This window comes from Pseudomonas sp. MCal1 (assembly GCF_026341415.1).
Classification (GTDB): domain Bacteria; phylum Pseudomonadota; class Gammaproteobacteria; order Pseudomonadales; family Pseudomonadaceae; genus Aquipseudomonas.
The window spans coordinates 49,672-73,783 of sequence record NZ_JAKUMP010000006.1; the positions used below are offsets into that span (position 1 = coordinate 49,672).

A 24,112-nucleotide genomic window follows, 5' to 3' on the forward strand; every position below is an offset into this window, starting at 1 on the left:
ACCAAGCGCAGATTTCTATAGCGCAGAGTGACCTAGAAAACCAAACGATCGTTCCGAAAAGGAAGTTTCAACGTGAAGCGACTATTCTGCTTGGCCGCGATTGCGGCTGCACTGATGGGGCAAAGTTTTACCGCACAAGCTGCTGGCGTCGAGTTTGCAGTGGGTGGTACCAGCGATTCGACGATGACTTATCGCCTGGGTATGAATTTCGATTGGGACAAAAGCTGGCTGCAAAGCGACGTCGGTCGTCTGACCGGTTACTGGAGTGGCGCCTACACCTACTGGGAAGGTGACAAGACCTCCAGCAACAACAGCCTTTCGTTCTCGCCGGTATTTGTGTACGAGTTCGCCGGTCAATCGGTCAAGCCGTATGTCGAGGCGGGGATCGGCGTGGCGCTGTTTTCCAACACCGAGTACGAAGACAACAAGCTCGGCGGTTCCTTCCAGTTCGAGGACCGTATCGGTTTCGGCCTGCGCTTCAATGGCGGGCATGAGGTGGGGATCCGTGCGACGCACTATTCCAACGCCGGTCTGAGCAGCGACAACGACGGGGTTGAAAGCTACGCACTGCATTACACGATGCCGCTGTAAACCTCGAAAGTTAAGCCCAGGAAAAAAGGAGCGCTCAGCGCTCCTTTTTTTTGTAATCAGCGATACGCCGTGGCAATACCCTGGCGCTCATCGATGCATTCCGGCGCGCCCATTTCAAACTCGCGGCAGATCAGCGGGCGCTTCTCGTAGATCGTGCACATCATCGTGTCGCGATCCAGCGCCGCGCACCAACCGTCGTCCAGACGCAGCATCACTTCACCACCCCAATCGTCGGTATCGATAAAACGCTCGGGTACGCCGGTGTCGGTGATCAGCATCACTTCGAGCTGACAACAGCAGGCTGCACAGGTCGAGCAGGTGACCTCGGGCTCGGCGATTTGCCGATGGGGAATGGTTTTCATGGCGCCAGTGTACGGCAGTGACCGATGACCGTGTGAAAGGCCTGACGGGCGTTCAGCGCGCCAGCCGCCGGGACAATTGGTGCAGCAGCGGAAACAGCAACGCCCATAGCAGCGCGATGCCAATCAGGCTGGGGAGTTCACCGAAAGGAAATTGCACGCCGGACAGTCGTCCGCCGGCGCCATAGGACAGCGCGCCCCCTGCCGCGCCAAGCAGACTGGCCAGCCACCACGGCCGTGCGCTCCATTGCAGGCAATGACGCAACGTCGTGGCAAACAATGCCCACAGCAACATCAGCCACAGCGGAATCAGTGGCGACATATCCTTGAACTCGAAAACCCCGAGGCCGCGCAGCGCGCTGTCCACCGCCGTGCCGATAATCACCACGCTAAGGATCAACCGGCCTTCATCCGCCCAGCTGCTGATCCAGCGCAGATGAACCACCAGCACCGTCAGCGCCAGTAGCAACCACAAACTGTTACCGCCGAGCACGCAGGCCAGCCAGCCGATCTGGAACAGGGCTGCGTTGGCCAACCGCTCAAGCATCGAACCGGCCCAGCAAAGGCGCGGTCATGGCCGCCGGTTTGGCCAGCACCAGTTGCGCGGTGCCGATGGTGCGTTCGAGGAATCCGCCCTCGCAATAACACAGGTAGAACTCCCACAGCCTGAGGAAGTAATCGTCATAGCCCAGCTCGGTCAGACGCCCGTGAGCATGCCGAAAATTCTCGTGCCACAGACGCAGGGTACGGGCGTAGTGCAGGCCGAAATCTTCCATGTGCAACAGATTCATGTCGGTGTCGCGGCTGACGATCTCGAGCATTTTCTGCACGCAGGGCAGGGCGCCGCCGGGAAAAATGTAACGCTGGATGAAGTCCACGCTACGGCGCGCCTGCTCGTAGCGCTGTTCGCGGATAGTGATCGCTTGCAGCAGCATCAGGCCGTTGCTCTTGAGCAGGTGTGCGCACTGTTTGAAGTAAGTCGGCAGGAAGCGGTGGCCGACCGCTTCGATCATCTCGATCGACACCAGTTTGTCGTACTGGCCGGTGAGGTCGCGGTAGTCCTTGAGCAACAGCGTCACCTGATCCTGCAAGCCGAGGCGTTCGATACGGGCGGCGGTGAAGGCGAATTGCTCCTTCGACAGCGTGGTGGTGGTGACTTTGCAGCCGTAACGCTGCGCCGCGTACAGCGCCATGCTTCCCCAGCCGGTGCCGATTTCCAGCAGATGGTCGTCGGGCTTGAGCGCAAGCTTCTGGCAGATCCGCTCCAGTTTGTTCAGTTGCGCCTGCTCCAGGCTGTCGTCCGGGCGGAGAAACTGCGCGGCCGAGTACATCATGGTCGGGTCGAGAAACTGCTCGAACAGGTCATTGCCGAGGTCGTAATGAGCGGCGATGTTTTTCTGCGAGCCCTTGCGCGTATTGCGATTGAGCCAGTGCAGCCCGCGCACCAGCGGGCGACTGAGCCGGGCCAGGCCACCTTCCATTGCGTCGAGCACTTCAAGGTTGCTGACGAAGACCCGCACCACTGCCGTCAGATCCGGCGAGCGCCAGTAACCATGAATAAAAGCCTCGCCGGCACCAATCGAACCATTGCTCGCGACCAGGCCCCAGGCGGCGGGATCCAGCACCTGAATTTCCCCCACCAGCGCGCTGCCCGGCGTACCGAAGACGTGACGTTCGCCGTCCTCGATGACGATCAGTTGGCCCTGTTTGAGCTGCTCCAACTGGCGCAGTACTCCCCGGCGCAGCAGCGAACTGCTCAAACCGTGGGGGCTGAACAGGCTGGCTTTGGCCGAGACGCTAGTGGATTTCATGGTGGCGTTCCTTGGTCGGTACGGTGGCGGTTCGAAAATGGTCGTCGGCGCGCTGGTGGTCATACACCGGGGTGCGCTTGAGCAGCAGGCGCAATGCTTGCCAATAGATCGCCAGCGCGGTCTTGGCGGTCATCCAGGGAAAGCGCCACAAGTGCCGGTGCAGGTGGCGTCGATCAAGGGGTTCGCGTCGCAGGTCGAGGGTGGCGTCGAACAGTTTTCGCTCGCCTTGCCAGTCGGCCATGTGCACGCCCAGAGTCTGCGCGGCTGGGCTGAAACGCATGCGGTATTCCAGATCCGGCGGCAGGAACGGTGATACGTGAAATGCCTTGGTCACCGCAAAGTGCTGGTGAAAGTCATGCAGATCGGTCGGCGCCCGGGCCGGCAGCACGTAGTGATAACGCTCGCGCCACGGCGTGTTGGTGACTTCGCAGAGAATCGCAGCCAGTTGGCCGTCGGCTTCGTGGCAATAGAAAAAACTCACCGGGTTGAACGACAGGCCCCAGCTGCGCGGCTGGGTCAGCAGGCAGATCGAACCTTGCGGCGCGTGGCCCAGGGCATCGCCAACCAAGCGGCGCACCGCATCGCTCAGGCGTACACCCCGGCCGGTGAAGGTTTTCAGGTAGTCGGTTTCGCGAAATGAGAACGGCGCAAAGCGGCTGGCACCCGCCAGTCGCGACAGGCCCAGCACCGCCTCCTGTTCAGCCAGATCGAGGTACAGCATGCCGATCCGGTAACGGAATTCATGACGGCGTGGAGCAAATCGCCGATGGGCGATCCAGCCACTGTAGAGCGCGCTGTTCACAGGCTTTCTCCGAAAGCGGCGGCGACGCGCAAGGCGCTGACCACGCCATCTTCATGGAAACCGTTGGCCCAATAGGCGCCGCAATAATGCGTGTGCTGCGCGCCGTCGATTTCGGCCCAGCGTTGTTGCGCCGCCACTGCTGCAAGGCTGAATTGCGGGTGGGCGTAGGTGAAGCGCGCGAGCACCTTGGACGGGCTGATGCCGGCGCTCTGGTTGAGGCTGACGCAGAACGTGGTGTCGCTCTGGATGCCCTGCAGAATGTTCATGTCGTAGGTCACGGCAGCCCGGGTATGGCCAGCACCGCCGAGGCGATAGTTCCAACTGGCCCAGGCCCGTTTGCGTGTGGGCAGCAGACGGGTGTCGGTGTGCAGCACCACTTCATTGTCGGCATAGGGCAGGGCACGGAGGATTGCCCGTTCTTTATCGTCAGGATTTCCCAGCAGTCGCAACGCCTGATCGCTGTGGCAGGCCAGTACCACTTTGTCGAAACGTTCGATGCCGGCGGGGCTGTGGATAACCACGCCGTGCGCATCGCGATCGATCCGGCCTACCGCGCAGTTCAGGCGGATGCGCTCCTTGAACGACGCGGTCAGCGGCGCGATGTAGGCACTGGACCCGCCCTCGATCACCTGCCACTGCGGCCGGTTGCTGATCGACAGCAACCCGTGATTCTCGAAAAAGCGCACGAAGAACTGCAACGGAAAATTGAGCATCTCGGCCATCGGCATCGACCAGATCGCCGCCCCCATCGGCACGATGTAATGCAGGATGAAGCGCTCGCCGTAACCGCCAGCCTTGAAGTAGTCGTCGAGGGTGGTGTCGGCGGCGATTCGCTGCTCGGCAAGGTCGCGCCGGGCCTCTTTATTGAACCGCAGGATGTCACGCAACATGCCCCAGAATCCGGGCGACAACAGATTGCTGCGCTGGGCGAACAGGCTGTTCAGGTTATTGCCGTTGTATTCCAGGCCGGTGTCGGGATCGTTCACCGAAAAGCTCATTTCGGTAGGCTTGAACGCCACGCCCAACTGGCCGAGCAAACGAATGAAGTTGGGATACGTCCAGTCGTTGAACACGATGAAGCCGGTGTCCACTGCGTAGCCGCGTCCGTCCACGGTCACCGGCACCGTGTGCGTGTGACCACCGACCCGGGCGTCGGCTTCGAATACGGTGATTTCATGTCGACGAGCGAGCAGATACGCGCAGGTCAAACCGGCGATGCCGCTACCGACGATGGCGATTTTCATGTTGCATCCCTGAGCGGCGGGTTGCTGCGCACCATGCGTTTGCCAATCGCCAGTTGTACGCGCGCGGGCATTTTCGACAAGGGCCACAGGGCGGCGATGAACAGCGCCGGGAAAGCGATCTCCAGCGGGCGATCCTTCAGTTTGGCGAAGATATGCCGCGCGGCTTTTTCCACAGGCCAGCTGAGCGGCATCGGAAAATCATTCTTGGCGGTCAGCGGTGTGTCGACGAAACCAGGGCTGATTACCGTGACGTCAATGCCTTCGTCGGCGAGGTCGATGCGCAGGGATTCGAACAGATAACGCAGCCCGGCCTTCGATGCGCCATAGGCTTCGGCGCGGGGCAGCGGCACATAAGTCACCGAGCTGGCCATCCCCACCAGATGCGGCGCCGTACCTTTGCGCAGCAAGGGCAGGGCGGCTTCGATGCAATAGCTGCTGGCGAGCAGGTTGGTGCGCACCACGTGTTCGATGATCGTGGCGTCGAACTGGCGGGCGTCGACGTATTCGCAAGTGCCTGCGTTGAGGATGACCGAGTCCAGCGCCCCCCAGTCGTGTGCGATCTGTTCGCCGATCTCGCGCACGGTCTGGCTGTTGGTCAGGTCGCCGGGTACCACCAGCACCTGTCCCGGATAACGTTGCGACAACACCTTGAGCGGCGCGACCTGGCGGGAACTGACCGCCAGATGTCCGCCGGTCTTGAGGATTTCTTCTGCCAATGCTGCACCAATGCCACTGCTGGCGCCGGTCAGCCAATAACGCCGTGGAGCTGTACGACTCATCCCAATCTCCTTTTCAGCCAAGCGATCACTCGGCCCAATACAGGTAAATGTTCATAAAGCAGCGCTCCGGCATCGAAGTAATCCCGGTGGCGGTAAACCTTGTCGCTCCAGAGCAAATGTGAGCAGCCGGCGACGCGGATCAGTTGCCCGCCGCTCAAACGCGGGTGGCGGTAGCTCATGACCCAACGCAAATAACCTTCGCCGTCGCCGATCTGGTCGAAGCCGTGGAAATCGAAGCGCAGTTCGTTGACGTTGGCGTACAACTCGCTGAAATAACCGCGCAAGTTCGTCAGCCCCTGCACTTCATGCAGTGGATCGGTGAAATGAATGTCTTCGCTGTACAGTTCGTTCAGGTTTCGCAGGTTGTCTTTGTTCAACTGTGCGAACCGCTGGGCAAAACCGCGCAGAAATTCACTCATCGCTCTCTCCTTGCGGCGATCGCGACGGCAGGTTCTTGAAGGCTGCCAGCGCCCGTTCCCGTGATGCGCCCAGATTGACGATCGGCGCCGGATAGTCCGCCACGCCGAACAGCCCGCCGGCACTGGCCGGGTCGTGGACTTCTTTCTTGTTCAGCCCGGCCAGCTCCGGCAGCCAGTGCTTGATGAACAAGCCTTCGCTGTCGAATTTTTCCGACTGGCTGACCGGGTTGAAGATGCGGAAGTACGGCGCCGAATCGGTACCGGTCGAAGCACTCCACTGCCAGCCGCCGTTGTTGGCGGCCAGGTCGCCGTCGATCAGGTGGCGCATGAAGAAACGCTCGCCCTCGCGCCAGTCGATCAACAGGTTCTTGGTCAGAAACATTGCCACCACCATCCGCAGGCGGTTGTGCATCCAGCCGGTTTCCAGCAGTTGGCGCATGGCCGCGTCGATGATCGGCAAGCCGGTGCGGGCCTCTTGCCAGGCGGCCAGGTCCTCGGGGGCGTCGCGCCAGGCCAGGGCTTCGGTTTCCGGGCGGAATGCGCGATGCCGTGAAACCCGCGGATATCCGACGAGGATGTGTTTGTAGAACTCGCGCCACAGCAGTTCGTTGATCCAGGTGACAGCCCCGACCTTGCCGCTTTCGAATTCGCCCTGATTGCTTTGCAGGGCGGCGTGCAGGCATTGGCGTGGCGAAATCACGCCAGCGGCCAGATAGGCCGAAAGCTGGCTGGTGCCGGGTTTGGCCGGAAAGTCGCGCTCGCTCTTGTAGTAATCGATCTGCGCATCGGCGAACGTGTCGAGGCGCCGCCGGGCCTCGGCTTCACCGGCGGGCCACAGGGCGCGCAGGGATTCGTCGGGTGTCGGGAATCCTTCGATGGCTTGCGGAACGGGGTCGCTGGCGATGTTCAGCGCCAATTGTTTGCCCGGCGCTTGTTTGAGCGAAGGCATCGAGCGGTGCAGGCGTTCGTAGCAAACCTTGCGGAACTGGCTGAACACCTGAAAGTAGGTACCGGTCTTGGTCAGAACGCTGCCTGGCTTGAACAGCAATTGGTCGAGGTAGCTGTGGAAGGTTATGCCTGCCGCTTGCAACGCCTCGGCGACGGCGGCATCGCGACGGCTTTCGTGGATGCCGTATTCCTCGTTGACGTGCACGGCATCGATCTTCAGCTGCCGGCACAGTTCGAGCAGCACGTCGGGTGCCTGATCCCAGTGAGGCGCGGTGCGGATCAGGAGCGGGATGTTCAGGTCGCCAAGGCTTTTGCTCAACTCACGCAAATTGCGCAGCCAGAAATCGACCTTGCACGGCGCGTCGTCATGTTCCTGCCATTGCTGCGGGCTCAACAGATACACGGCCAAGGTCGGGCCACGCTCGGCGGCGGCCGCGAGGGCGGTGTTGTCGTGTTGGCGCAGGTCGCTGCGCAGCCAGATCAATTGCATGTCGGTCTCTGCCTGAATCATTAAATCAACCCACGCTGAATGAGTACCCGATGCGCCGAAAGAGGGTCCTCGGCCAGGAGCAGGTCAGTGATTTCGGAAGTTCTTGCGGACAACTCGGCGTGGTGAATGCACACCGTTGGTCCGGCAATCAGTTTTGGGCAGCTGATGCCATTCAACAGTTTCGGCAGCTGCGCAAGGCTCAGGGCTTTGCTGGAATACAGCAGGACGCCACGGGCTTGCAGGGTATCGGTTGCCAGCGCCAGCTCTCCGGCAGGCAGCGGCCAGTCAAACACCTGCACCGGGCAATCGGCGCTGCTGATCAGCCAGGCGCAGAGCCACAGGTGCGGTTCCAGTGGCAGATCCGACTGATTGACCAGCAGCAGCGGCGCGGTGCGCAACTGACGATTGTTATGGTAGATGCGCGCGCCGAATTTGCTGCGCAACCAGGCAAAAAAGAACACGCGCTCCATCTGCGCGCCAAACTGGCCTTGCCAGCGCTGTTCGAGATCGCTCAGCAGCGGCAGCAGCAATTGCTCGCACAGGGTGCGCGGCGGGTACAGCGCCATCGCCTGGTTGATGCAGTCGTCGAGGCTGCGCTCGTTCAGGTGAGTGACCGCCATAAGGGCGGCCTGGCGCAGCGGATGCCATTCGTCCTCCACCGGTTCGTTGAACGCCTGCGCCGTATCGAGCAATGGTTTGACCTGGCTGACCGCAACACCCCGGTTGAGCCAGGTGAGGATGTTCTGGATCCGCTGCACGTGGTCGGCGCTGTACAGGCGATGGCCCTTGGGCGTGCGGTGCGGAACGATCAGCCCGTAGCGGCGTTCCCAGGCGCGCAGAGTCACGGCATTCACGCCGGTCTGGCGTGCGACTTCGCGAATCGGCAGCCAGCCTTCGTCGAGGGCTTTCTTGAAGTCGGCGCCGAGGTCTTCACGGGCGCTGGTGTCGAGTGAGTCGTTCATCAAATGGCGTTTCGCAGGCTGAGGTTTTCCGGATGCGGTTGCAGGTACACCTGCTGCGCAATGTAGGGATCCGGGTGGAGGCGAAAGTGATGCTTGAGCAACGTCAGCGGCACCACCAGGGGCACGATGCCGTGCCGGTACTGACCGATGATGTGTTGCACTTCCTGTTTTTCTTCGGGGCTGATGACCTGCTTCAGATAGCCACTGATGTGCTGCAGGACATTGCTGTGGGTGCGGCGGGTGGCGCATTTCTTCAGCGCCGCCATCAGTTCGCTGAAATAGCGTGGGCCGAGCTCGATCGGGTCGGTCCGGCCCATGTTGCCCAGCAGACTGCCCAGCGCCTTGTATTGCACCGGGTTGTGGGCCATCAGCAGATATTTGTAGCGCGAGTGAAAGTCGGTGAGGGCGCGGCGGCTCAAGCCTTGCTTGAGCACTTGCTGCCATTCGCGGTAGGCGAGTACGCGGGTGATGAAATTTTCCCGCAGCACCGGATCGTTAAGACGCCCGGCTTCTTCCACCGGCAGGTCCGGTTGCTGTGCACAGAACGCGTCGGCGTAAATGCCGCGCCCGCCGCCATTCACCGGGGCGCCGTTGGCGTGGTAGACCTTGACCCGCTCCAGTCCGCAGGACGGCGATTGCTGCATGAAGATGTAGCCGCAGATGTCACTGAGCTCGCCGGCCATTTTCTCGCCGTAAGCGGCCAGTGGCTGAGTGACATTGATCGCTGGATTGACGGTGCCGACCGCTTCAGGCCGGGCGGGGTCGCCCACCAGCCGGATCGGCTCGCGAGGAATTCCCAGGCCGATCGCTACTTCAGGACATACCGGAACGAATTCAAAATGCTCGGCCAGGGTGCGGCTGCACAGCCGCGACTCCTTGTGGCCACCGTTGTAGCGAACTTCGGCCCCCATCAGGCAGGCGCTGATGGCGATTTTTGGCAGGGACGTCGATGAGTCGGACATGCAGCAACCTCGAATCTGAACCTGTACAGACGAGTAAATCTGTACAACATTCTTCAAGCATAGATTCAAAGGTGTACAAGTCAAATGGTTTGTACAAGTTTATGCGATTTTCAGCACCAGCCCATTTTCCAGCGTGAATCATCTTGCAGAGCATGCCAGTCGCATTGCTCGGTACGCCGGGTCAGCACTGCCTGCAACTCGATTTCCAGCACCGTGCCGTCCTCGTCGCGGAACAGTTCGGTCACCAGAAAATGCTTTTCACGGTTTTGCGGGTGGGCTGCTGTCCATTTCGACAGCAGCAATTTGCGCGGATTGATGCGATTCACTGCAGGTGTTCGTGCAAGCGTCTTGCCGCCTCCTGACCACTGAGCCAGGCCCCTTCGACGCGACCCGACAGGCACCAGTCGCCACAGGCGTACAGGCCCAGATCGGCGTCGGCCAGGGTGCCCCATTCATGGCTGCTGGCCGGGCGGGCATAGAGCCAGCGGTGGGCGAGGCTGAAGGTCGGGGCCGGCATGGCGCTGTGCAGCAATTCGGCGAAGGCGCCGTGCAATTGTTCGATCACCGCTTCCTTGGGCAGGTCGATGTGTTGGCGGCTCCAGGCGCTGGTGGCGTGCAGGACCCAGGTATCGCACGTGGTGTCGCGGCCCGGTTTGCTGCGGTTGCGGGCCAGCCAGTCGAGTGCGCTGTCCTGGACGAAGCAGCCTTCGATCGGCGTATCCAGCGGCGTGTCGAAGGCCAGGGCGACGGCCCAGGTCGGGTCCATTTTCACCCCGGCAGCGGCACCGGCGAGTTTCGGCGCAGCGGCCAGCAGGGCAGTGGCCTGCGGCGCCGGCGTGGCGATCACCACATGGCTGAACGGCCCATGGGTAAAGCCTTCGGCGTCCTGCAGATGCCAGTGTTCTTCGCCGCGATAGACCTCAGTGATCCGGCAGGCGAAATGCACTTCCAGCCCATCGAGCAGTCCCCGGGTGATGGCGCTCATGCGCGGCGTGCCGACCCAGCGGGTCTGTTCGTCCGGTGACAGATTCAACTGCCCGCCGTGAAAGGTGTAGAGCTGCGGGGCCCATTCGGCGACCCAGCCCTTGCTTTGCCAGCGCTGAACTTCAGTCACGAAGCGCCGATCACGGGCGGTGAAGTATTGCGCGCCCATGTCCAGAGAGCCTGCGTCGCTGCGTTTGCTCGACATGCGTCCGCCGCTGCCGCGGCTTTTATCGAACAACTGAACGGTATGCCCGGCATCCGTCAGGGCCTGGGCGGCGGAGAGTCCGGCGATGCCGGTGCCAATGATTGCGATAGGTACAGTCATAGGGGCCTCGTTTACCTTTCTGTACAGACTACGCCGTCGATGAAACCTGTACAATTTTGTTTTTTGGTATAACTTCCAGCGTTCTGGTTCTGACAGCTTGGCCTATGGTTAAACAATAGAGCCTGCCCGATAGAAAAGATCCCTGTTTATAAAAATAGACTAGTGATCGGGGTAAAACGCCACGCGAGGAAGAAGTCATGCACATATTGCTGACCGGCGGTACTGGATTGATCGGACGTCAGCTTTGCCGGCACTGGTCCGGGCAGGGGCATCGCCTGACGGTCTGGAGTCGTCGTCCGGAAAAAGTCGCGAAAATCTGTGGCGCCCAGGTGCGTGGAATCGCGCGTCTGGAGGACCTTGGCGATGAGCCGGTCGACGTGATTGTCAACCTCGCCGGCGCGCCGATTGCCGACCGGCCGTGGACCCATCGACGCAAGGCGCTGTTGTGGAGCAGCCGGATCACGTTGACCGAATCGTTGCTGGCGTGGCTGGAAAATCGCGGACAGAAACCATCGCTGCTGATCTCGGGTTCGGCCGTGGGTTGGTATGGTGACGGCGGCGAGCGCGAGTTGACCGAAGACTCGCCACCGGTGATCGATGATTTCGCCAGCCAGTTGTGCATCGCCTGGGAGGAAACCGCGCAGCGCGCCGAAGCGATGGACATTCGCGTGGTGCTGGTGCGCACCGGGCTGGTGCTGTCGGCCGAGGGCGGCTTTTTGTCGCGCCTGCTGCTGCCGTTCAAGCTTGGGCTGGGCGGGCCTTTGGGCAACGGTCGGCAGTGGATGCCGTGGATTCATATCGATGACCAAATCGCCCTGATTGATTTTCTTCTGCACCGCAATCAGGCGAGCGGTCCTTATAATGCGTGCGCGCCGAACCCTGTGCGCAATCGCGAATTTGCCAGGACGCTGGGCAGCGTGCTGCACCGCCCGGCGTTCATGCCGATGCCGGCCCTCGCCTTGAAGGTCGGGCTCGGCGAGATGTCATTGCTGTTACTGGGTGGCCAACGGGCCACGCCGAAACGCTTGCTGGAAGCGGGATTCACTTTCCGGTTCACGGATTTACGCGCGGCCCTGGATGATCTTTCCGGCCGCCTCTGAAATAGGACGTTGCATGACCGATCACGCCTTGCTTCTGGTCAACCTGGGTTCGCCGGCCTCCACTTCGGTGGCCGACGTGCGCAGCTACCTCAATCAATTTTTGATGGACCCATACGTGATCGACCTGCCGTGGCCGGTACGACGTCTGCTGGTGTCGCTGATCCTGATCAAGCGCCCCGAGCAGTCGGCCCATGCCTACGCCTCGATCTGGTGGGAGGAAGGTTCGCCGCTGGTGGTGCTCAGCCGTCGTCTGCAACAGCAGATGAAGGCGCAGTGGACTCACGGCCCGGTTGAGCTGGCCATGCGTTACGGCGAGCCGTCGATCGAGACAAGCCTGTTGAAGCTGGTCGCGGCGGGGCACAAACGCATTACCCTCGCACCGCTTTATCCACAGTTCGCCGACAGCACCACGACCACGGTGATCGAAGAAGCCAGGCGCGTGCTGCGCGAGAAGAAGCTCGATGTGCAACTGTCGGTGTTGCAGCCGTTCTACGATCAGCCGGAATACCTCGACGCGCTGGTGGCGAGCGCCAAGCCGCACTTGCAGCAGGATTACGATCACCTGTTGCTCAGCTTCCACGGTTTGCCGGAGCGGCACCTGACCAAGCTCGACCCGACCGGCAATCATTGCTTCAAGAATGAAGATTGCTGCAAAAACGCTTCGGCTGCCGTCTTGGCCACCTGTTATCGCGCCCAGTGCCTGCGCACGGCGGCGTTGTTTGCTGAGCGCATGGGGCTGCCGGACGGCAAGTGGTCGGTGTCGTTTCAATCGCGGCTGGGCCGGGCGAAATGGATCGAACCCTACACCGAAGCGCGGCTGGATGAACTGGCCAAAAGCGGCGTGAAGAAGATTCTGGTCATGTGCCCGGCGTTCGTTGCCGATTGCATCGAGACCCTGGAAGAGATCGGCGATCGCGGCAAGGAACAGTTCCGGGAGGCAGGGGGAGAGGAGTTGGTGCTGGTGCCATGCCTGAATGATGACCCGCAATGGGCGAAGGCATTGGCAACGCTGTGCGAACGGGCGCCACTGGCCCTTTGATGATCGTAGATGATTGATCGTTCCCACGCTCCGCGTGGGAATGCAGCCCGTGACGCTCCGCGTCACTGGACGCGGAGCGTCCCCAGAGGCATTCCCACGCGGAGCGTGGGAACGATCAGTGTGGGGTGATCCGCGTGGGAACGATCTTGAAGCTAGGGCTTAGATCAGCGGCTCATCCGCCTTCTTCTGCTTCCAGCCGTCATTGCCCGGCAGCAGCAGGTTCAGCGCAATCGCCACCACCGCACACAGCGCGATGCCTTTGAGGCCGAAGTCGTCGGGACCTGTGCCGGTGCCGACCAGCACACCGCCGATACCGAACACCAGGGTCACCGAAACGATCACCAGATTGCGCGCCTCGCCCAGGTCGATCTTGTGACGGATCAGGGTGTTCATCCCCACCGCCGCAATCGAACCGAACAGCAGGCACAGAATCCCGCCCATCACCGGTACCGGAATGCTTTGCAGCAGGGCCCCGAACTTGCCGATGAATGCCAGGGCGATGGCGAAGATCGCCGCCCAGGTCATGATTTTCGGGTTGTAGTTCTTGGTCAGCATCACCGCGCCGGTCACTTCCGCGTAGGTGGTGTTTGGCGGACCGCCGAACAGGCCGGCTGCGGTGGTGGCGATGCCGTCACCCAGCAGGGTGCGATGCAGGCCCGGCTTCTTCAGGTAGTCGCGACCGGTCACGCTGCCGACTGCAATCACGCCGCCGATGTGTTCGATGGCCGGGGCCAGCGCCACCGGGACGATGAACAGGATCGCCTGCCAGTTGAATTCCGGTGCGGTGAAGGCGGGCAGGGCGAACCACGGTGCCGCGGCAATCTTCGCGGTGTCGACCACGCCGAAGTAGAAGGACAGGGCAAAGCCCACCAGCACGCCGGAAATGATCGGCACCAGACGGAAGATTCCCTTGCCGAACACCGCCACGACCAGCGTGGTCAGCAGCGCCGGCATCGAGATCATCATCGCGGTCTGGTAATGGATCAGCTCCGAACCGTCGCCGGCCTTGCCCATCGCCATGTTCGCGGCAATCGGCGCCATGGCCAGGCCAATGGAGATGATCACAGGGCCAATCACCACCGGCGGCAGCAGACGGTCAATGAAACCGGTGCCTTTGATCTTCACGGCAAGGCCGAGGAAGGTGTAGACGAAACCGGCCGCCATCACGCCGCCCATGGTCGCGGCGAGGCCGAACTGGCCCTTGGCGAGAATGATCGGGGTGATGAAGGCGAAGCTCGACGCCAGGAATACCGGCACCTGACGCCCGGTGACGATCTGGAACAAAATCGTGCCCAGACCTGCGGTAAACAGTGCCACGTTCGGGTCCAGGCCCGTGATCAGTGGCATCAGCACCAGGGCGCCGAAAGCCACGAACAGCATCTGTGCGCCGGACAGCACCGTGCGCCAGAGCGGATCGTTAAACTCTTGCTGCATGCTTACGCGTCCTTCTGCTTGGTGCCGAAAATCTTGTCACCGGCATCGCCAAGCCCAGGAATGATGTAACCGTGCTCGTTGAGTTTCTGATCGATGGACGCGGTGTAGATGATCACGTCCGGGTGAGCCTGCTCGACAGCGGCAATGCCTTCCGGCGCGGCCACCAGCACCATCGCGCGGATGTCCTTGCAACCGGCCTTCTTCAGCAGGTCGATGGTCGCAACCATGGAGCTGCCGGTGGCGAGCATCGGGTCGATGATCATCGCCAGGCGTTCGTCGATTTCCGGAACCAGTTTTTCCAGATAGGTATGGGCCTGCAGGGTTTCTTCGTTACGGGCAACGCCGACGGCGCTGACCTTTGCGCCCGGGATCAGGCTCAGCACACCTTCGAGCATGCCGATGCCGGCACGCAGGATCGGCACGACGGTAATCTTCTTGCCGGCGATTTTCTCGACCGACACCGTGCCGCACCAACCTTCGATATCGTAGGTTTCCAGCGGCAGGTCTTTGGTAGCTTCATAGGTCAACAGGGCACCGACTTCCTGAGCGAGCTCACGGAAATTCTTGGTGCTGATGTCTGCACGGCGCATAAGGCCAAGTTTGTGACGGATCAGCGGATGGCGGATCTCTTGGATGGACATGGGGAAAGGCTCCGGCGGCGGGCAAAAAAACCGGCCTAGATTAATCTATCCGAGGGTGATGTCCTATAGGACATACAGTACGTTAGTCCACAAATGCTTGATTCGGCTCCGGTTGATGCGTACCTTTGCCCGCTTTTCCGAAATCCGTCCCCCCTGGAGAGCGCCATGTCCGCTGATCTCGAGCATATCCGTCAAATCATGCGAGAGGCTGACTGCCTGTACACCGAAGCTGAAGTCGAGGCTGCCATTGCCCGCGTCGGTGCACAAATCAACGAACAACTGGCCGACAGCAACCCGGTGGTGTTCTGCGTGATGAACGGCGGCCTGATCTTCTCCGGCAAACTGCTGACTCATCTGCAGTTCCCGCTGGAAGCGTCCTACCTGCACGCCACCCGTTATCGCAACGAAACCAGCGGCGGCGACCTGTTCTGGAAAGCCAAGCCGGAAGTCTCGTTCATCGACCGCGACGTGCTGATCATCGACGACATCCTCGACGAAGGTCACACCCTGGGCGCGATCATCGACTTCTGCCGTCACGCCGGCGCGCGCAAAGTGCACACCGCCGTGCTGATCGACAAGGACCACGACCGCAAGGCCCGTCCTGACCTGAAAGCCGACTTCGTCGGTCTGCCGTGCATCGACCGTTATATCTTCGGTTACGGCATGGACTACAAAGGCTACTGGCGCAACGCCAACGGGATCTTCGCCGTCAAAGGCATGTAATTGCGGGTAACCCCCGATCCCTGTGGGAGCGGGCTTGCCCGCGATGGCGGATTGTCTGACACATTGATGTCGGATTAATCGACGCTTTCGCGGGCAAGCCACGCTCCCGCAGTTGTTTTGCGTGTGCTGATCCATCCGCGATACCCATGCTAGAGTGCTCGGCCCCGCCCCCCGGAGCCTGTCATGAGCCTTTTGATCCGCAGCTGCGCCGCCCTGTTGCTGACCCTCAGCCTGCCTTTGGCCGCCGCCCCGATGCACAGCCAGTTCCTGCCGCCGGACGACCTGACCCTGCGCGATGCCGAACCCGAGCAGCAGCAACTGTTGCAGGTCACCGATTATTCGGTCGTCGTGGGCACCCAGCGTCAGTCCAATCAGCAGCCGATCCCGGTGACCTCGCCGCTGATGATCCGCCTCAAGGGCAAGTTCCTGAACAAGGGCGCGACGATCAATCAGGTGCTGGTCAACTTCGATGGCGAAAGCAAAAGCCTGAAAAAACCGGTGTATGACGACAAGAGCAAGACGCTGACGCTGTTCTATCCGCTGGCCCAGTACCGGGTAATCATCGACCTGCTGCGCAATGACACTGTGTACGTGCAGTTCCTCAGTTACGCCAACGGCCACATCTGGGCCGATTTGCACACCGGCAGCACGCGCTCGCGTTGAGCCTTGTGCCTGCGCAGGGGTAAACTGCCCGCCCCGTGAAATGTCTGCGAGCTGGAGTCGGCAATGCGTAAAGATAAGAAGCAAGTGATTGGTGACGAGATCGGCGATGAGCAGATCAAGCTGTTCCTCGATTTTGAGCCGGTCGACGCCACCTCGCCGTCGCTGCACAAGCTGGTCAAGGCTTACCGGGGCCTGCGCATCGACGATTTCGAGCGTTTCCTGACGTTCTTCGTTGCAGCCGGTTATGACCTGGATGGCAAGGACGAGCACGGCAAGACCTTCGTCGACCAGATCCGCGATCAACGCAACGCGGCGGAATACATCGAGCTGATCGAGAAAGCGCGCGGCTGATAGCCCGAAGTTTTCCACAGGCATAAAAAACGCCCCGCACTCACCGAGTGCGGGGCGTTTTTTCATGGAGCCGAATCAGGCGTAGCTTTCGGTCTCGTTGCTGGCTTCAACCAGTTCCAGCGCGACGTTGTTCTGCGTGTTGATCTTGCGATACAGCGCAGCGTCGGTTTCCAGGACCTTTTCGCGGGCCGGGAAGATTTCCGCCAGTTTGGCAGCCCACTCACCCTTGGCCTTTTCCGGGAAGCATTTCTCGATCAGTTCCAGCATGATCGAAACGGTCACCGAAGCGCCTGGCGAAGCGCCGAGCAGGGCGGCGAGCGAGCCGTCCTTCGCCGCGACCAGTTCGGTACCGAACTGCAGGATGCCGCCTTTTTTCGGGTCTTTCTTGATGATCTGCACCCGTTGGCCGGCCACTTCCAGGCGCCAGTCTTCAGCTTTCGCCTCCGGGTAGAAACGACGCAGGGATTCCAGGCGCTGCTCCATCGACTGCATCACTTCGCTGACCAGGTACTTGGTCAGGTCCATGTTGTTTTTCGCCACGGCCAGCATCGGGCCAATGTTGCCGGCGCGAACCGACAGCGGCAGGTCCATGAAGGAACCGTGCTTGAGGAACTTGGTGGTGAAACCGGCGTATGGCCCGAACAGCAGGGATTTCTTGCCGTCGACCACGCGGGTGTCCAGGTGCGGTACCGACATCGGCGGCGAACCCACGGCGGCCAAGCTGTAAACCTTGGCCTGGTGATGCTTGACCACTTCCGGGTTGTCGCAACGCAGCCACTGGCCGCTGATCGGGAAGCCGCCGAAGCCTTTGCTTTCTTCGATGCCCGAGGCTTGCAGCAGCGGCAGGGCCGCGCCACCAGCGCCGAGGAACACGAACCTGGCGTCGACTTCACGGGTGTTGCCGCTGTTGACGTCCTTGATGCTGACGGTCCAGCCGTTGGCGTTACGCTTGAGGCCGGTCACGCGCTTGCAGTACTTGACCTGAGCATCGGGTGCGCTGGTCAGGTGCTTGAGCAACTGATTGGTCAGGGCGCCGAAGTTGACGTCGGTGCCGTTGATCACGCGGGTGGCGGCGAGCACCTGGTCTTTCGGACGACCCGGCATCATCAGCGGCATCCACTCGGCCATCTTCGCCTTGTCTTCGGTGTATTCCATGTCGGCGAAAGCGTGGTGCTTGTGCAGCACGTTGAAGCGTTCCTTGAGGAACGACACGCCTTTCTCACCCTCGACGTAACTCAGATGCGGCACAGGGCTGATGAAGGATTTGCATGAGCCGAACGTGCCCTTTTTGGTCAGGTACGACCAGAACTGCTTCGACACCTCGAACTGGGTGTTGATGTGCACGGCCTTCTTGATGTCGACGGTGCCGTCGGCAGCCTGCGGCGTGTAGTTCAGCTCGCACAGGCCGGCGTGGCCGGTACCGGCGTTGTTCCATGGGTTGGAACTCTCCGCGGCACCGGAATCCATCAGCTCGACGACTTCCAGCTTGATCGCCGGGTCGAGCTCTTTGAGCAGTACTGCGAGGGTGGCACTCATGATGCCGGCCCCAACCAGAACTACGTCGACTGCTTCGTTATGCGCCATTTAACGCGTCTCCAAAATCTGCAGCACCAAATTGTCGGCATGGCTGCCAGGCGTCCAGGGCAGGTCAGTTGGGCCCCGGGTATCCTTGGTCAGGTGTGCCATGTCCGAATCTTCGCAATTTTTCGCAACTTCGACGGATGCGTGCGGCCTGGCTTAAAGAGTTCCATGAACTCATTTCGGCACGCGGCTGGCAATTCGACTTATGGTCGAGACATCCGTTTGTGCAACCAAATCCGTAGCGGACAGGCTTCAGGCTCCGGTATTCGAGGCGTTCCCGTTCCTGTGTCGTTGGGCTGTTTCAGACGCTAATGGTGCATGTTCAGACGCAAAACTATTCATTTGCTCGCCACACTCTTGTGAAGTTGTGAAAACCCGTTTTTTTCACGCTCTTTTGAAGACGTGAACCTCAAAAAGGGCTGTCCGGGGCTGGCACCGTGCCCGGAGGGGCAAACAACTCAGTGGCCGAGCGTCATGACAGCTCTGCAGATTCGCGAAAAGCGGGATTTGCCAGGGAAACAGCAAGCACGCCAGCTTCACTCGATCTGTGTGGGCGGCTCTCTGTGGGCGATTTGGATGCCAATGCAAGCGCATTGACGCTGTTGCGAGGCCCGATCAGGAGACGTCCTTATAATCGGGGGGAGATTGTATCGAAGAAATGCGGGGAGTTGGTCGAGTTTAATGACTTTTATTAGGCATCCGGTCAGATGCTCAACATCGCCTGAGCGCGTGCGCGTGGGCGCTGCTGTTCGACCCGGGCGCTGGCAGGCAGTGGCTGGTGCAACCAGTTGAGACGGATTTCCTCGATTTCCACCCAGCCGTCACCCATTGGCTGCAGGCGGCACTGTTTGAAAGCCTGGCAATGGCCGTTGCGGTCGAGCAGGGCAAAGCTGCGGTGCAGCGGGCGTGGAGCGAACAACGAGATCAGATAGCGCATGGCAGTGTTCCTTTTGGGGATCTGTGAGGAAGCTTGTCAAAACGCCGTGACGCGAACGTGTATGGGGGGTGAAGAATGTGTGACAGGAACCGCTGGCAACGGGTTTTGTCTGAGATTTCAGTGCTGGTGACCCACAGTGGCCCACCGCTATACTGCCGGCCTGTCTGTGCCTGATTCTGGAGAGAAGAGCATGTTGCAACGCCTGTTGTTCGGTTTGATCACTGTGACCAGTTTGACCCTGGTTGGCTGCGCCCACAGCCCGCAACAACTGAGCCCGGAACCGAAGCTGACCACTCAGCTGGCACCGGTCGGCCACGGCCAGCCTGTCGTGGTTCGCGTCGTGGACGGTCGTCCGTCGCCAACCCTTGGCACCCGTGGCGGTCTGTACCCGGAGACCAGCGCCATCACCGTGCAGCGCGAGCAGATCCTGCCGAAGTTGCAGGCCCAGGCCGAAGCGGCGGTGCGTCTGCTGGGCTTCACCCCGTCCAATGGCGCGATGAATGCTCCACAGCTGACCGTGACCCTGACTGAACTGAAATACCAGTCGCCGAAAGAAGGCATGTATGTGACCGAAGCCACCATCGGCGCGACATTCCGCTCCGACGTGCAGAGCGGCAACCGTCGCTACAGCGGCCGTTACGGCGCGTCGCTGGACCAGCGTTTCGGCATGGCGCCGAATCAGGAGACCAACACCAAACTGGTCAGCGACGTGCTGAGCGATGCGCTGACTCGTCTGTTCAAGGACCCGAGCATCGGCCAGATCCTCGCCGAATAAGGCATGCGCCAGATGTGAAAAAGCCCGGAGCCAGTGATGGCCCCGGGTTTTTTTCGTTCAGGCGGCTTGCGAATAGAAGTCGAGGACGCTGACGCCGGTCAGCAGATCGGTCTCGGGCAAGTCCGCATGCTGGTGCCCGCCGAGGGCGCAGTACACGAGCCAGTGACGATCCTGAACATTGAAGGCCAGGCTGCCGACGAGGGTCTGCTGTTCGTCGGACGGAGAGATGAGGTACAGGCGATCCTGGTTTTCAGCGTGAAGCATGTCGCGTTCCGTGTCGGTTTCGAGGCGCGCAGGGTGACTGAAACAAATGACGATGCCGTGACACAGGACAGCCATCGGTCGATTGACGGGTTATTTGTCGCAAAGGGTAGGGCAGTCGGGGAGTGTTTCGGTAGAATCCGCGCCGCGGTCGTCGGTCTGGCGTTCGCCAAACCGGTCTAGATTGAGGTCTGTGATGTCGCTGCACTTGATGACGCTGTTTACCGCCCATCCCGCCAAACTGATCAACCTGCTGGCCCTGCTGTTGGCCTTCCCCGGCAGTTGGCTGCTGCATGCGACCCGTCGCCGTGAACAACGGGCCATGGCCAGTATCGCGGCCCAGCGTCAGCAGAAACCTGATCAGGAGCCGGTGCTCGATTGGGCGACTCTGCGCATGAACCGCTTTTTCTACCGCTTCGGTTTCGCCTGCCTTGGTCTGGCGTTATTGGTGTCCTGGATCAGTACCCGCTTCTGAACGAAAAACGGCGCCCGAAGGCGCCGTTCCTGTATCTGGCCGATACCGCTTACAGCGGCAGTCCAGCCTTGACCCGGTACTGATTGCGCACCGGCGTCGCATATTGCAGCACCAGATACGGACGATGCTCCTCGGGGCAGGCGTCCAGACGGTTCTGCCATTCTTCCTCGGCCTTGGCCAGTTCTTCGGCACCGAACACTTCGGCAGCCTTCGGCACGTTCAACTGCGGATCGGCATCGGCCCACTGTGCGTACGCCAGGTAATGCACCGGGAACAGCCGGTAGCCGCCGAGAATCTGCTTGTCCATCTCGACCGCCAATTGCTTGGTGTCTTCGAACAGCTCGGTGATCGGCGCGGCGAAGTTCACGTGCACCCGGCCCTTATAACCGGTGATGCCCTTGGCGATGCTCACGTCATCCTCGCCCGGCGCCTTGCTGTAGGTGCCGGTGGTGGCGCGGATATATAGCTCGCGGGCCTTGGCCTGATCGCACGGATCGTATTCGTAGCTGATCGACACCGGGGTCAGGTTCAGCGACCGGATGACCTCGCCGAACGGCTCGTCCTTGCGGCTCATGTGGAACATCTTGAGGATCGCCGACTCGGTACGGTCGTCACCGTCCTTCGCGCGGCCTTCGGCCTGGGCGATCCAGATCGAGGCGCAGTCGTTGCGGATCGAGTGGTTGATATAGGCCGACAGCAACTGGTACGCGGCCATTTTCTCCCGGCGCCCGGTGATCGAGCGGTGCACGATGAAGCTCTTGTTCAGGCGCATCAGGTCGCTGACGAACGGCTTTTGCAGCAGGTTGTCGCCAATCGCGATACGCGGCGTCGGCAGGCCCGCGTGGTACACGGCGTAGTTGACGAAGGCCGGATCCATCACGATGTCGCGGTGATTGGCGATGAACAGATAGGCGCTGCCGGACTTGAATTGCTCGACACCGGTGTAGGTCACGCCATCGGTGGCGCGCTCGATGGTGTGGTCGACGTAGAACTCGACCTTGTCCTGCAATGTGGCCACAGAGGTCACGTCGGCAAACTCACGACGCAGCCGATGGGCTATAAGTGGTTTGAGCATCCAGCCGAAGGCACCGGCAAAACGCGGGAAGCGGAAGTGGGTGAGGATATCTAGAAACGCCTTGTCGCCGAGCAGTCGCGCCAGTACCGCAGGTACTTCGCTGTCGTCGTAAGGTCGGATGGCATCGAATTCGCCCATCATGCTCTCTTGTTGGAAACGGCTAGGGTAAGTAAAGGTTTTGATCGAAAACCAACGGGGCACGGTCTGAAAAAGTAGCCAGACAAAAATAGCCCTGCAAATAGACCGGCGATTATACGCACAAGTCACCTGGGAGACCGCGATGCTGGAAAGCGCAGTATATGAATGTCCGTATTGTGGTGAAGAGGTCGAGACGACCGTGGATCTCTCCGGTGGCGACCAGACTTATATTGAGGACTGTCAGGTCTGTTGTCGGCCGATCACCTTTGTGTTGCAGGTCCATGGAGAGGACTGGTTTCTGGAAGTCTTCAGCGAAAACGAGTGAGGCGCGCCCATGCAGCGAATCTACGAGCCGGAAAACCTGATGGAAGGCGAGATGCTCAAGGGCATGCTTGCCAGCGAAGGCATCGAGGCGCACCTGGTCGGGCGCGATCTGCTGGGCGGTACGGGCGAGTTGCCGATCTTCGGTCTGTTGGGCCTGTCGGTGGATGATGACCAGGCGGAATACGCCCGCGAGCTGATCAGTGCGTACAATGCCGCGCTGCCGCTGCCCGGCGATGAACCGGACAGCTATCCCGGGACGCTGGTCTGTTAGGCTGGCGTTCGTTTTATTTGTGAGTCGTGTTGCCCCATGTGTGGACGTTATGCCCTGTTTCGCTGGAACCGCGATTTCGCGAACCTGCCCGGTTTTCCTGCCGACCAGCAGGCGCAGTGGAACATTTCCCCCAACGATTCGGTATTGATGCTGCGCGCCGAACCCGACGGCCAGCGCGCGCTGGCTCGTGCCCGTTGGGGGCTGACACCGCCGTGGCTGACCGATCTTTCTCGTACGCCGGCCCACGCCCGGGCCGAAACCGTCGCCGAGCAACCGATGTTCCGTGAGGCCCTGCGCCTGCGCCGCTGCCTGTTGCCGGCCAACGGCTTCTACGAATGGCGCGGCACCACGCGCAAGCGTCCGTACTGGCTGACGCCGGGGGAAGGTTCTTCGTTGTTTTTTGCGGCGATCTGGGAAGCGTATCCGGTGCAGGAACAAGTGTGGCTGAGCACGGCGGTCATCACCCAGCCTGCGGCCAGTCAGCGCCGACCGTTGATTCTTGATGAGGCGGGGCAGGCGGCGTGGCTTGATCCCGAAACGCCGCTGCATGTCCTGCAGGGTTTGCTCGCCAGCGAGCCCGCCGCCTTGCGCGAGCGGGTGCTGGCGAACCTGGTCAATGATCCGAAGCTCAACGGGCCGGAGTGTCTGACTCCGGCCTGATGTGTCGCTGCTCGCGGCCCAATCGCGAGCAAGCTCGCTCCCACACTGGATTTTCGGTGCTCACACACTTTGTGATCACACGCTCCCCTGTGGGAGCGAGCTTGCTCGCGATAAGGTCCGAAGGACCTTCCGGCGTCTTTACACCTTGAACTGGTTGATCAACCGCCGCTGCTGCTCCGCCAGTTTGGTCAGATCGGCACTCGCCGAACTCGACTCATCCGCGCCACCGGCCACTTCATTGGCCACCTGACCGATATTGATCACGTTGCGGTTGATATCGTCCGCCACCGCGCTCTGTTCTTCGGCGGCGCTGGCGATCTGGGTGTTCATGTCGTTGATCACCGACACTGCCTGAGTGATGGTCTCCAGCGCCTCGGCGGCCTTGGCCGCGTGCTGCACGCTTTCATCGGTGCGATTCTGGCTGTCTTCCATGACCCGCACCACATCGCGGGTGCCCTGTTGCAGTTGCTGGATCATGCTCTGGATTTCTTCGGTGGCCTGCTGGGTTTTCTGCGCCAGATTGCGCACCTCATCGGCCACTACTGCAAAACCGCGTCCCTGCTCACCGGCACGGGCGGCTTCGATCGCCGCGTTGAGGGCCAGCAGGTTGGTCTGCTCGGCGATCCCGCGAATGGCGATGAGGATCGCGTTGATGTTTTCGCTGTCCTTGGCCAGCGTCTGCACCACATCCACGGCCTTGCCGATTTCCACGGCCAGCACGCCAATCGAATTGGAGGTGTCGCGCACGATCTGCATGCCTTGCGCCGCTGCCTGATCCGCATGGCTGGCGGCTTGCGCCGCCTGGGTCGCATTGCGCGCCACGTCCTGGGCGGTGGCGGTCATTTCCTGCACGGCAGTGGCGACCTGATCGATTTCTGCCATTTGTTTCTGCACGCCGATGTTGGTGCGGATGGCGATATCGGCGGTGTGTTCCGAAGAGTCGCTGACGCTCTGCACCGAAGTCACCACTTGGGTGATCATCGCCTGC

General features: G+C 61.0%; 30 protein-coding genes. 11 read left to right on the top strand and 19 right to left on the bottom strand.

Annotated elements, in window-relative coordinates:
- Nucleotides 1–72: 72 nt before the first annotated feature.
- The gene (locus MKZ87_RS11645) at nucleotides 73–591 is read left to right on the top strand and encodes an acyloxyacyl hydrolase (RefSeq protein WP_085700887.1); all 519 of its coding nucleotides are present in this window, start codon (nucleotides 73–75) and stop codon (nucleotides 589–591) included.
- A gap of 56 nt (nucleotides 592–647) precedes the next feature.
- On the opposite strand, the gene MKZ87_RS11650 is transcribed toward MKZ87_RS11645, so the two are convergent.
- The 12 genes from MKZ87_RS11650 to MKZ87_RS11705 all read right to left on the bottom strand — a co-directional run bounded on the left by MKZ87_RS11650 (nucleotide 648) and on the right by MKZ87_RS11705 (nucleotide 10,676).
- Nucleotides 648–953, bottom strand: a complete 306-nt coding sequence (locus MKZ87_RS11650) for a YkgJ family cysteine cluster protein (RefSeq protein WP_007951707.1) — start codon at nucleotides 951–953, stop codon at nucleotides 648–650.
- Nucleotides 954–1,005: 52 nt separating this feature from the next.
- Nucleotides 1,006–1,497: a DUF2878 domain-containing protein gene (locus MKZ87_RS11655; RefSeq protein ID WP_234205994.1), complete on the bottom strand. Its 492-nt coding sequence runs from the start codon at nucleotides 1,495–1,497 to the stop codon at nucleotides 1,006–1,008.
- Entirely contained in the window at nucleotides 1,490–2,761 is a 1,272-nt protein-coding gene (locus MKZ87_RS11660; protein ID WP_085701806.1) for an SAM-dependent methyltransferase, read from the bottom strand. The genes MKZ87_RS11655 and MKZ87_RS11660 overlap by 8 nt, the downstream gene beginning before the upstream one ends.
- Nucleotides 2,748–3,563, bottom strand: a complete 816-nt coding sequence (locus MKZ87_RS11665; protein ID WP_234205992.1) for a DUF1365 domain-containing protein — start codon at nucleotides 3,561–3,563, stop codon at nucleotides 2,748–2,750. The genes MKZ87_RS11660 and MKZ87_RS11665 overlap by 14 nt, the downstream gene beginning before the upstream one ends.
- Entirely contained in the window at nucleotides 3,560–4,807 is a 1,248-nt protein-coding gene (locus tag MKZ87_RS11670; RefSeq protein ID WP_234205990.1) for an NAD(P)/FAD-dependent oxidoreductase, read from the bottom strand. The genes MKZ87_RS11665 and MKZ87_RS11670 overlap by 4 nt, the downstream gene beginning before the upstream one ends.
- Nucleotides 4,804–5,586 carry an SDR family NAD(P)-dependent oxidoreductase gene (locus tag MKZ87_RS11675; RefSeq protein WP_234205988.1) on the bottom strand — a complete coding sequence of 261 codons (783 nt, stop codon included), beginning with the start codon at nucleotides 5,584–5,586 and terminating at the stop codon, nucleotides 4,804–4,806. Before MKZ87_RS11675 ends, MKZ87_RS11670 begins: the two co-directional genes overlap by 4 nt.
- Nucleotides 5,583–6,005, bottom strand: coding sequence for a nuclear transport factor 2 family protein (locus MKZ87_RS11680; protein ID WP_085700881.1), 423 nt, complete (start codon nucleotides 6,003–6,005; stop codon nucleotides 5,583–5,585). The genes MKZ87_RS11675 and MKZ87_RS11680 overlap by 4 nt, the downstream gene beginning before the upstream one ends.
- Nucleotides 5,998–7,443, bottom strand: a complete 1,446-nt coding sequence (gene phrB / locus MKZ87_RS11685) for a deoxyribodipyrimidine photo-lyase (RefSeq protein WP_234205986.1) — start codon at nucleotides 7,441–7,443, stop codon at nucleotides 5,998–6,000. The genes MKZ87_RS11680 and phrB overlap by 8 nt, the downstream gene beginning before the upstream one ends.
- A 20-nt stretch (nucleotides 7,444–7,463) precedes the next feature.
- Nucleotides 7,464–8,405 (bottom strand): MerR family transcriptional regulator, encoded by a 942-nt coding sequence (locus MKZ87_RS11690; RefSeq protein WP_085701802.1) that lies wholly within the window; start codon nucleotides 8,403–8,405, stop codon nucleotides 7,464–7,466.
- Nucleotides 8,405–9,367, bottom strand: a complete 963-nt coding sequence (locus MKZ87_RS11695) for a YbgA family protein (protein ID WP_234205984.1) — start codon at nucleotides 9,365–9,367, stop codon at nucleotides 8,405–8,407. The genes MKZ87_RS11690 and MKZ87_RS11695 overlap by 1 nt, the downstream gene beginning before the upstream one ends.
- Nucleotides 9,368–9,477: 110 nt before the next feature.
- Nucleotides 9,478–9,693 (bottom strand): TIGR02450 family Trp-rich protein, encoded by a 216-nt coding sequence (locus MKZ87_RS11700; RefSeq protein ID WP_085684777.1) that lies wholly within the window; start codon nucleotides 9,691–9,693, stop codon nucleotides 9,478–9,480.
- Nucleotides 9,690–10,676: an NAD(P)/FAD-dependent oxidoreductase gene (locus MKZ87_RS11705; RefSeq protein WP_007951687.1), complete on the bottom strand. Its 987-nt coding sequence runs from the start codon at nucleotides 10,674–10,676 to the stop codon at nucleotides 9,690–9,692. Before MKZ87_RS11705 ends, MKZ87_RS11700 begins: the two co-directional genes overlap by 4 nt.
- A gap of 197 nt (nucleotides 10,677–10,873) precedes the next feature.
- Here MKZ87_RS11705 and MKZ87_RS11710 point away from each other — a divergent pair, with 197 nt between their 5' ends.
- Complete coding sequence (locus MKZ87_RS11710; RefSeq protein ID WP_227233519.1) at nucleotides 10,874–11,776, top strand: TIGR01777 family oxidoreductase; 903 nt, start codon at nucleotides 10,874–10,876, stop codon at nucleotides 11,774–11,776.
- Nucleotides 11,777–11,789: 13 nt separating this feature from the next.
- On the top strand, nucleotides 11,790–12,815 hold the full coding sequence (gene hemH / locus MKZ87_RS11715; protein ID WP_085700875.1) for a ferrochelatase: 1,026 nt from the start codon (nucleotides 11,790–11,792) through the stop codon (nucleotides 12,813–12,815).
- A gap of 159 nt (nucleotides 12,816–12,974) precedes the next feature.
- On the opposite strand, the gene MKZ87_RS11720 is transcribed toward hemH, so the two are convergent.
- Nucleotides 12,975–14,249, bottom strand: a complete 1,275-nt coding sequence (locus MKZ87_RS11720) for a uracil-xanthine permease family protein (protein WP_085700874.1) — start codon at nucleotides 14,247–14,249, stop codon at nucleotides 12,975–12,977.
- Between the two features lie 2 nt (nucleotides 14,250–14,251).
- Nucleotides 14,252–14,890, bottom strand: a complete 639-nt coding sequence (upp, locus tag MKZ87_RS11725) for a uracil phosphoribosyltransferase (RefSeq protein ID WP_011335903.1) — start codon at nucleotides 14,888–14,890, stop codon at nucleotides 14,252–14,254.
- Between the two features lie 165 nt (nucleotides 14,891–15,055).
- On the opposite strand from upp, the gene MKZ87_RS11730 reads away from it, so the two are divergent.
- The 3 genes from MKZ87_RS11730 (at nucleotide 15,056) to MKZ87_RS11740 (ending at nucleotide 16,627) form a co-directional block, all read left to right on the top strand.
- Entirely contained in the window at nucleotides 15,056–15,613 is a 558-nt protein-coding gene (locus MKZ87_RS11730; protein ID WP_007951681.1) for a hypoxanthine-guanine phosphoribosyltransferase, read from the top strand.
- A gap of 183 nt (nucleotides 15,614–15,796) precedes the next feature.
- Complete coding sequence (locus tag MKZ87_RS11735) at nucleotides 15,797–16,276, top strand: hypothetical protein (protein WP_234205982.1); 480 nt, start codon at nucleotides 15,797–15,799, stop codon at nucleotides 16,274–16,276.
- A gap of 63 nt (nucleotides 16,277–16,339) precedes the next feature.
- Entirely contained in the window at nucleotides 16,340–16,627 is a 288-nt protein-coding gene (locus MKZ87_RS11740) for a PA4642 family protein (RefSeq protein WP_085700871.1), read from the top strand.
- Between the two features lie 75 nt (nucleotides 16,628–16,702).
- Here the strand turns inward: MKZ87_RS11740 and mqo are convergent, their stop codons facing one another.
- Nucleotides 16,703–18,211 (bottom strand): malate dehydrogenase (quinone), encoded by a 1,509-nt coding sequence (gene mqo, locus MKZ87_RS11745; RefSeq protein WP_085700870.1) that lies wholly within the window; start codon nucleotides 18,209–18,211, stop codon nucleotides 16,703–16,705.
- A 700-nt stretch (nucleotides 18,212–18,911) separates the two neighbouring features.
- Nucleotides 18,912–19,145 carry a hypothetical protein gene (locus MKZ87_RS11750; protein ID WP_234205981.1) on the bottom strand — a complete coding sequence of 78 codons (234 nt, stop codon included), beginning with the start codon at nucleotides 19,143–19,145 and terminating at the stop codon, nucleotides 18,912–18,914.
- 190 nt (nucleotides 19,146–19,335) lie between these two features.
- On the opposite strand from MKZ87_RS11750, the gene MKZ87_RS11755 reads away from it, so the two are divergent.
- Nucleotides 19,336–19,920, top strand: coding sequence for a YajG family lipoprotein (locus MKZ87_RS11755; RefSeq protein WP_085684758.1), 585 nt, complete (start codon nucleotides 19,336–19,338; stop codon nucleotides 19,918–19,920).
- Nucleotides 19,921–19,977: 57 nt separating this feature from the next.
- On the opposite strand, the gene MKZ87_RS11760 is transcribed toward MKZ87_RS11755, so the two are convergent.
- Nucleotides 19,978–20,184, bottom strand: coding sequence for a hypothetical protein (locus MKZ87_RS11760; protein WP_039766399.1), 207 nt, complete (start codon nucleotides 20,182–20,184; stop codon nucleotides 19,978–19,980).
- A gap of 193 nt (nucleotides 20,185–20,377) precedes the next feature.
- Here MKZ87_RS11760 and MKZ87_RS11765 point away from each other — a divergent pair, with 193 nt between their 5' ends.
- On the top strand, nucleotides 20,378–20,656 hold the full coding sequence (locus tag MKZ87_RS11765) for a hypothetical protein (RefSeq protein ID WP_085700869.1): 279 nt from the start codon (nucleotides 20,378–20,380) through the stop codon (nucleotides 20,654–20,656).
- 49 nt (nucleotides 20,657–20,705) lie between these two features.
- Here MKZ87_RS11765 and MKZ87_RS11770 read toward each other — a convergent pair whose 3' ends face one another.
- Nucleotides 20,706–21,872 (bottom strand): 1-acyl-sn-glycerol-3-phosphate acyltransferase, encoded by a 1,167-nt coding sequence (locus MKZ87_RS11770; protein WP_234205979.1) that lies wholly within the window; start codon nucleotides 21,870–21,872, stop codon nucleotides 20,706–20,708.
- 139 nt (nucleotides 21,873–22,011) lie between these two features.
- Here MKZ87_RS11770 and MKZ87_RS11775 point away from each other — a divergent pair, with 139 nt between their 5' ends.
- Genes MKZ87_RS11775 through MKZ87_RS11785 form a run of 3 tightly spaced genes read left to right on the top strand, consistent with a single transcriptional unit; the run spans nucleotide 22,012 to nucleotide 23,124 of the window.
- Nucleotides 22,012–22,194 carry a CPXCG motif-containing cysteine-rich protein gene (locus MKZ87_RS11775; RefSeq protein WP_007951671.1) on the top strand — a complete coding sequence of 61 codons (183 nt, stop codon included), beginning with the start codon at nucleotides 22,012–22,014 and terminating at the stop codon, nucleotides 22,192–22,194.
- Nucleotides 22,195–22,203: 9 nt separating this feature from the next.
- Nucleotides 22,204–22,464: a putative signal transducing protein gene (locus MKZ87_RS11780; protein ID WP_085684752.1), complete on the top strand. Its 261-nt coding sequence runs from the start codon at nucleotides 22,204–22,206 to the stop codon at nucleotides 22,462–22,464.
- 36 nt (nucleotides 22,465–22,500) lie between these two features.
- Nucleotides 22,501–23,124: an SOS response-associated peptidase gene (locus MKZ87_RS11785; protein WP_266200953.1), complete on the top strand. Its 624-nt coding sequence runs from the start codon at nucleotides 22,501–22,503 to the stop codon at nucleotides 23,122–23,124.
- A gap of 138 nt (nucleotides 23,125–23,262) precedes the next feature.
- On the opposite strand, the gene MKZ87_RS29005 is transcribed toward MKZ87_RS11785, so the two are convergent.
- The gene (locus MKZ87_RS29005; protein WP_416383550.1) at nucleotides 23,263–24,105 is read right to left on the bottom strand and encodes a methyl-accepting chemotaxis protein; all 843 of its coding nucleotides are present in this window, start codon (nucleotides 24,103–24,105) and stop codon (nucleotides 23,263–23,265) included.
- Nucleotides 24,106–24,112 lie beyond the last annotated feature (7 nt).

What these genes read in the sequence shown, in the direction of transcription:
- MKZ87_RS29005 (WP_416383550.1), bottom strand. Translation starts at nt 24,105, where the DNA reads ATGATCACCCAAGTGGTGACTTCGGTGCAGAGCGTCAGCGACTCTTCG.
- MKZ87_RS11670 (WP_234205990.1), bottom strand. Translation starts at nt 4,807, where the DNA reads ATGAAAATCGCCATCGTCGGTAGCGGCATCGCCGGTTTGACCTGCGCG.
- MKZ87_RS11755 (WP_085684758.1), top strand. Translation starts at nt 19,336, where the DNA reads ATGTTGCAACGCCTGTTGTTCGGTTTGATCACTGTGACCAGTTTGACC.
- MKZ87_RS11660 (WP_085701806.1), bottom strand. Translation starts at nt 2,761, where the DNA reads ATGAAATCCACTAGCGTCTCGGCCAAAGCCAGCCTGTTCAGCCCCCAC.
- MKZ87_RS11690 (WP_085701802.1), bottom strand. Translation starts at nt 8,405, where the DNA reads ATGAACGACTCACTCGACACCAGCGCCCGTGAAGACCTCGGCGCCGAC.
- phrB (WP_234205986.1), bottom strand. Translation starts at nt 7,443, where the DNA reads ATGCAATTGATCTGGCTGCGCAGCGACCTGCGCCAACACGACAACACC.
- MKZ87_RS11730 (WP_007951681.1), top strand. Translation starts at nt 15,056, where the DNA reads ATGTCCGCTGATCTCGAGCATATCCGTCAAATCATGCGAGAGGCTGAC.
- MKZ87_RS11695 (WP_234205984.1), bottom strand. Translation starts at nt 9,367, where the DNA reads ATGTCCGACTCATCGACGTCCCTGCCAAAAATCGCCATCAGCGCCTGC.
- MKZ87_RS11655 (WP_234205994.1), bottom strand. Translation starts at nt 1,497, where the DNA reads ATGCTTGAGCGGTTGGCCAACGCAGCCCTGTTCCAGATCGGCTGGCTG.
- MKZ87_RS11760 (WP_039766399.1), bottom strand. Translation starts at nt 20,184, where the DNA reads ATGCTTCACGCTGAAAACCAGGATCGCCTGTACCTCATCTCTCCGTCC.
- MKZ87_RS11785 (WP_266200953.1), top strand. Translation starts at nt 22,501, where the DNA reads ATGTGTGGACGTTATGCCCTGTTTCGCTGGAACCGCGATTTCGCGAAC.
- MKZ87_RS11650 (WP_007951707.1), bottom strand. Translation starts at nt 953, where the DNA reads ATGAAAACCATTCCCCATCGGCAAATCGCCGAGCCCGAGGTCACCTGC.
- mqo (WP_085700870.1), bottom strand. Translation starts at nt 18,211, where the DNA reads ATGGCGCATAACGAAGCAGTCGACGTAGTTCTGGTTGGGGCCGGCATC.
- MKZ87_RS11765 (WP_085700869.1), top strand. Translation starts at nt 20,378, where the DNA reads ATGTCGCTGCACTTGATGACGCTGTTTACCGCCCATCCCGCCAAACTG.
- MKZ87_RS11740 (WP_085700871.1), top strand. Translation starts at nt 16,340, where the DNA reads ATGCGTAAAGATAAGAAGCAAGTGATTGGTGACGAGATCGGCGATGAG.
- hemH (WP_085700875.1), top strand. Translation starts at nt 11,790, where the DNA reads ATGACCGATCACGCCTTGCTTCTGGTCAACCTGGGTTCGCCGGCCTCC.
- MKZ87_RS11750 (WP_234205981.1), bottom strand. Translation starts at nt 19,145, where the DNA reads ATGCGCTATCTGATCTCGTTGTTCGCTCCACGCCCGCTGCACCGCAGC.
- MKZ87_RS11775 (WP_007951671.1), top strand. Translation starts at nt 22,012, where the DNA reads ATGCTGGAAAGCGCAGTATATGAATGTCCGTATTGTGGTGAAGAGGTC.
- MKZ87_RS11720 (WP_085700874.1), bottom strand. Translation starts at nt 14,249, where the DNA reads ATGCAGCAAGAGTTTAACGATCCGCTCTGGCGCACGGTGCTGTCCGGC.
- MKZ87_RS11705 (WP_007951687.1), bottom strand. Translation starts at nt 10,676, where the DNA reads ATGACTGTACCTATCGCAATCATTGGCACCGGCATCGCCGGACTCTCC.
- MKZ87_RS11675 (WP_234205988.1), bottom strand. Translation starts at nt 5,586, where the DNA reads ATGAGTCGTACAGCTCCACGGCGTTATTGGCTGACCGGCGCCAGCAGT.
- MKZ87_RS11710 (WP_227233519.1), top strand. Translation starts at nt 10,874, where the DNA reads ATGCACATATTGCTGACCGGCGGTACTGGATTGATCGGACGTCAGCTT.
- upp (WP_011335903.1), bottom strand. Translation starts at nt 14,890, where the DNA reads ATGTCCATCCAAGAGATCCGCCATCCGCTGATCCGTCACAAACTTGGC.
- MKZ87_RS11735 (WP_234205982.1), top strand. Translation starts at nt 15,797, where the DNA reads ATGAGCCTTTTGATCCGCAGCTGCGCCGCCCTGTTGCTGACCCTCAGC.
- MKZ87_RS11680 (WP_085700881.1), bottom strand. Translation starts at nt 6,005, where the DNA reads ATGAGTGAATTTCTGCGCGGTTTTGCCCAGCGGTTCGCACAGTTGAAC.
- MKZ87_RS11780 (WP_085684752.1), top strand. Translation starts at nt 22,204, where the DNA reads ATGCAGCGAATCTACGAGCCGGAAAACCTGATGGAAGGCGAGATGCTC.
- MKZ87_RS11770 (WP_234205979.1), bottom strand. Translation starts at nt 21,872, where the DNA reads ATGATGGGCGAATTCGATGCCATCCGACCTTACGACGACAGCGAAGTA.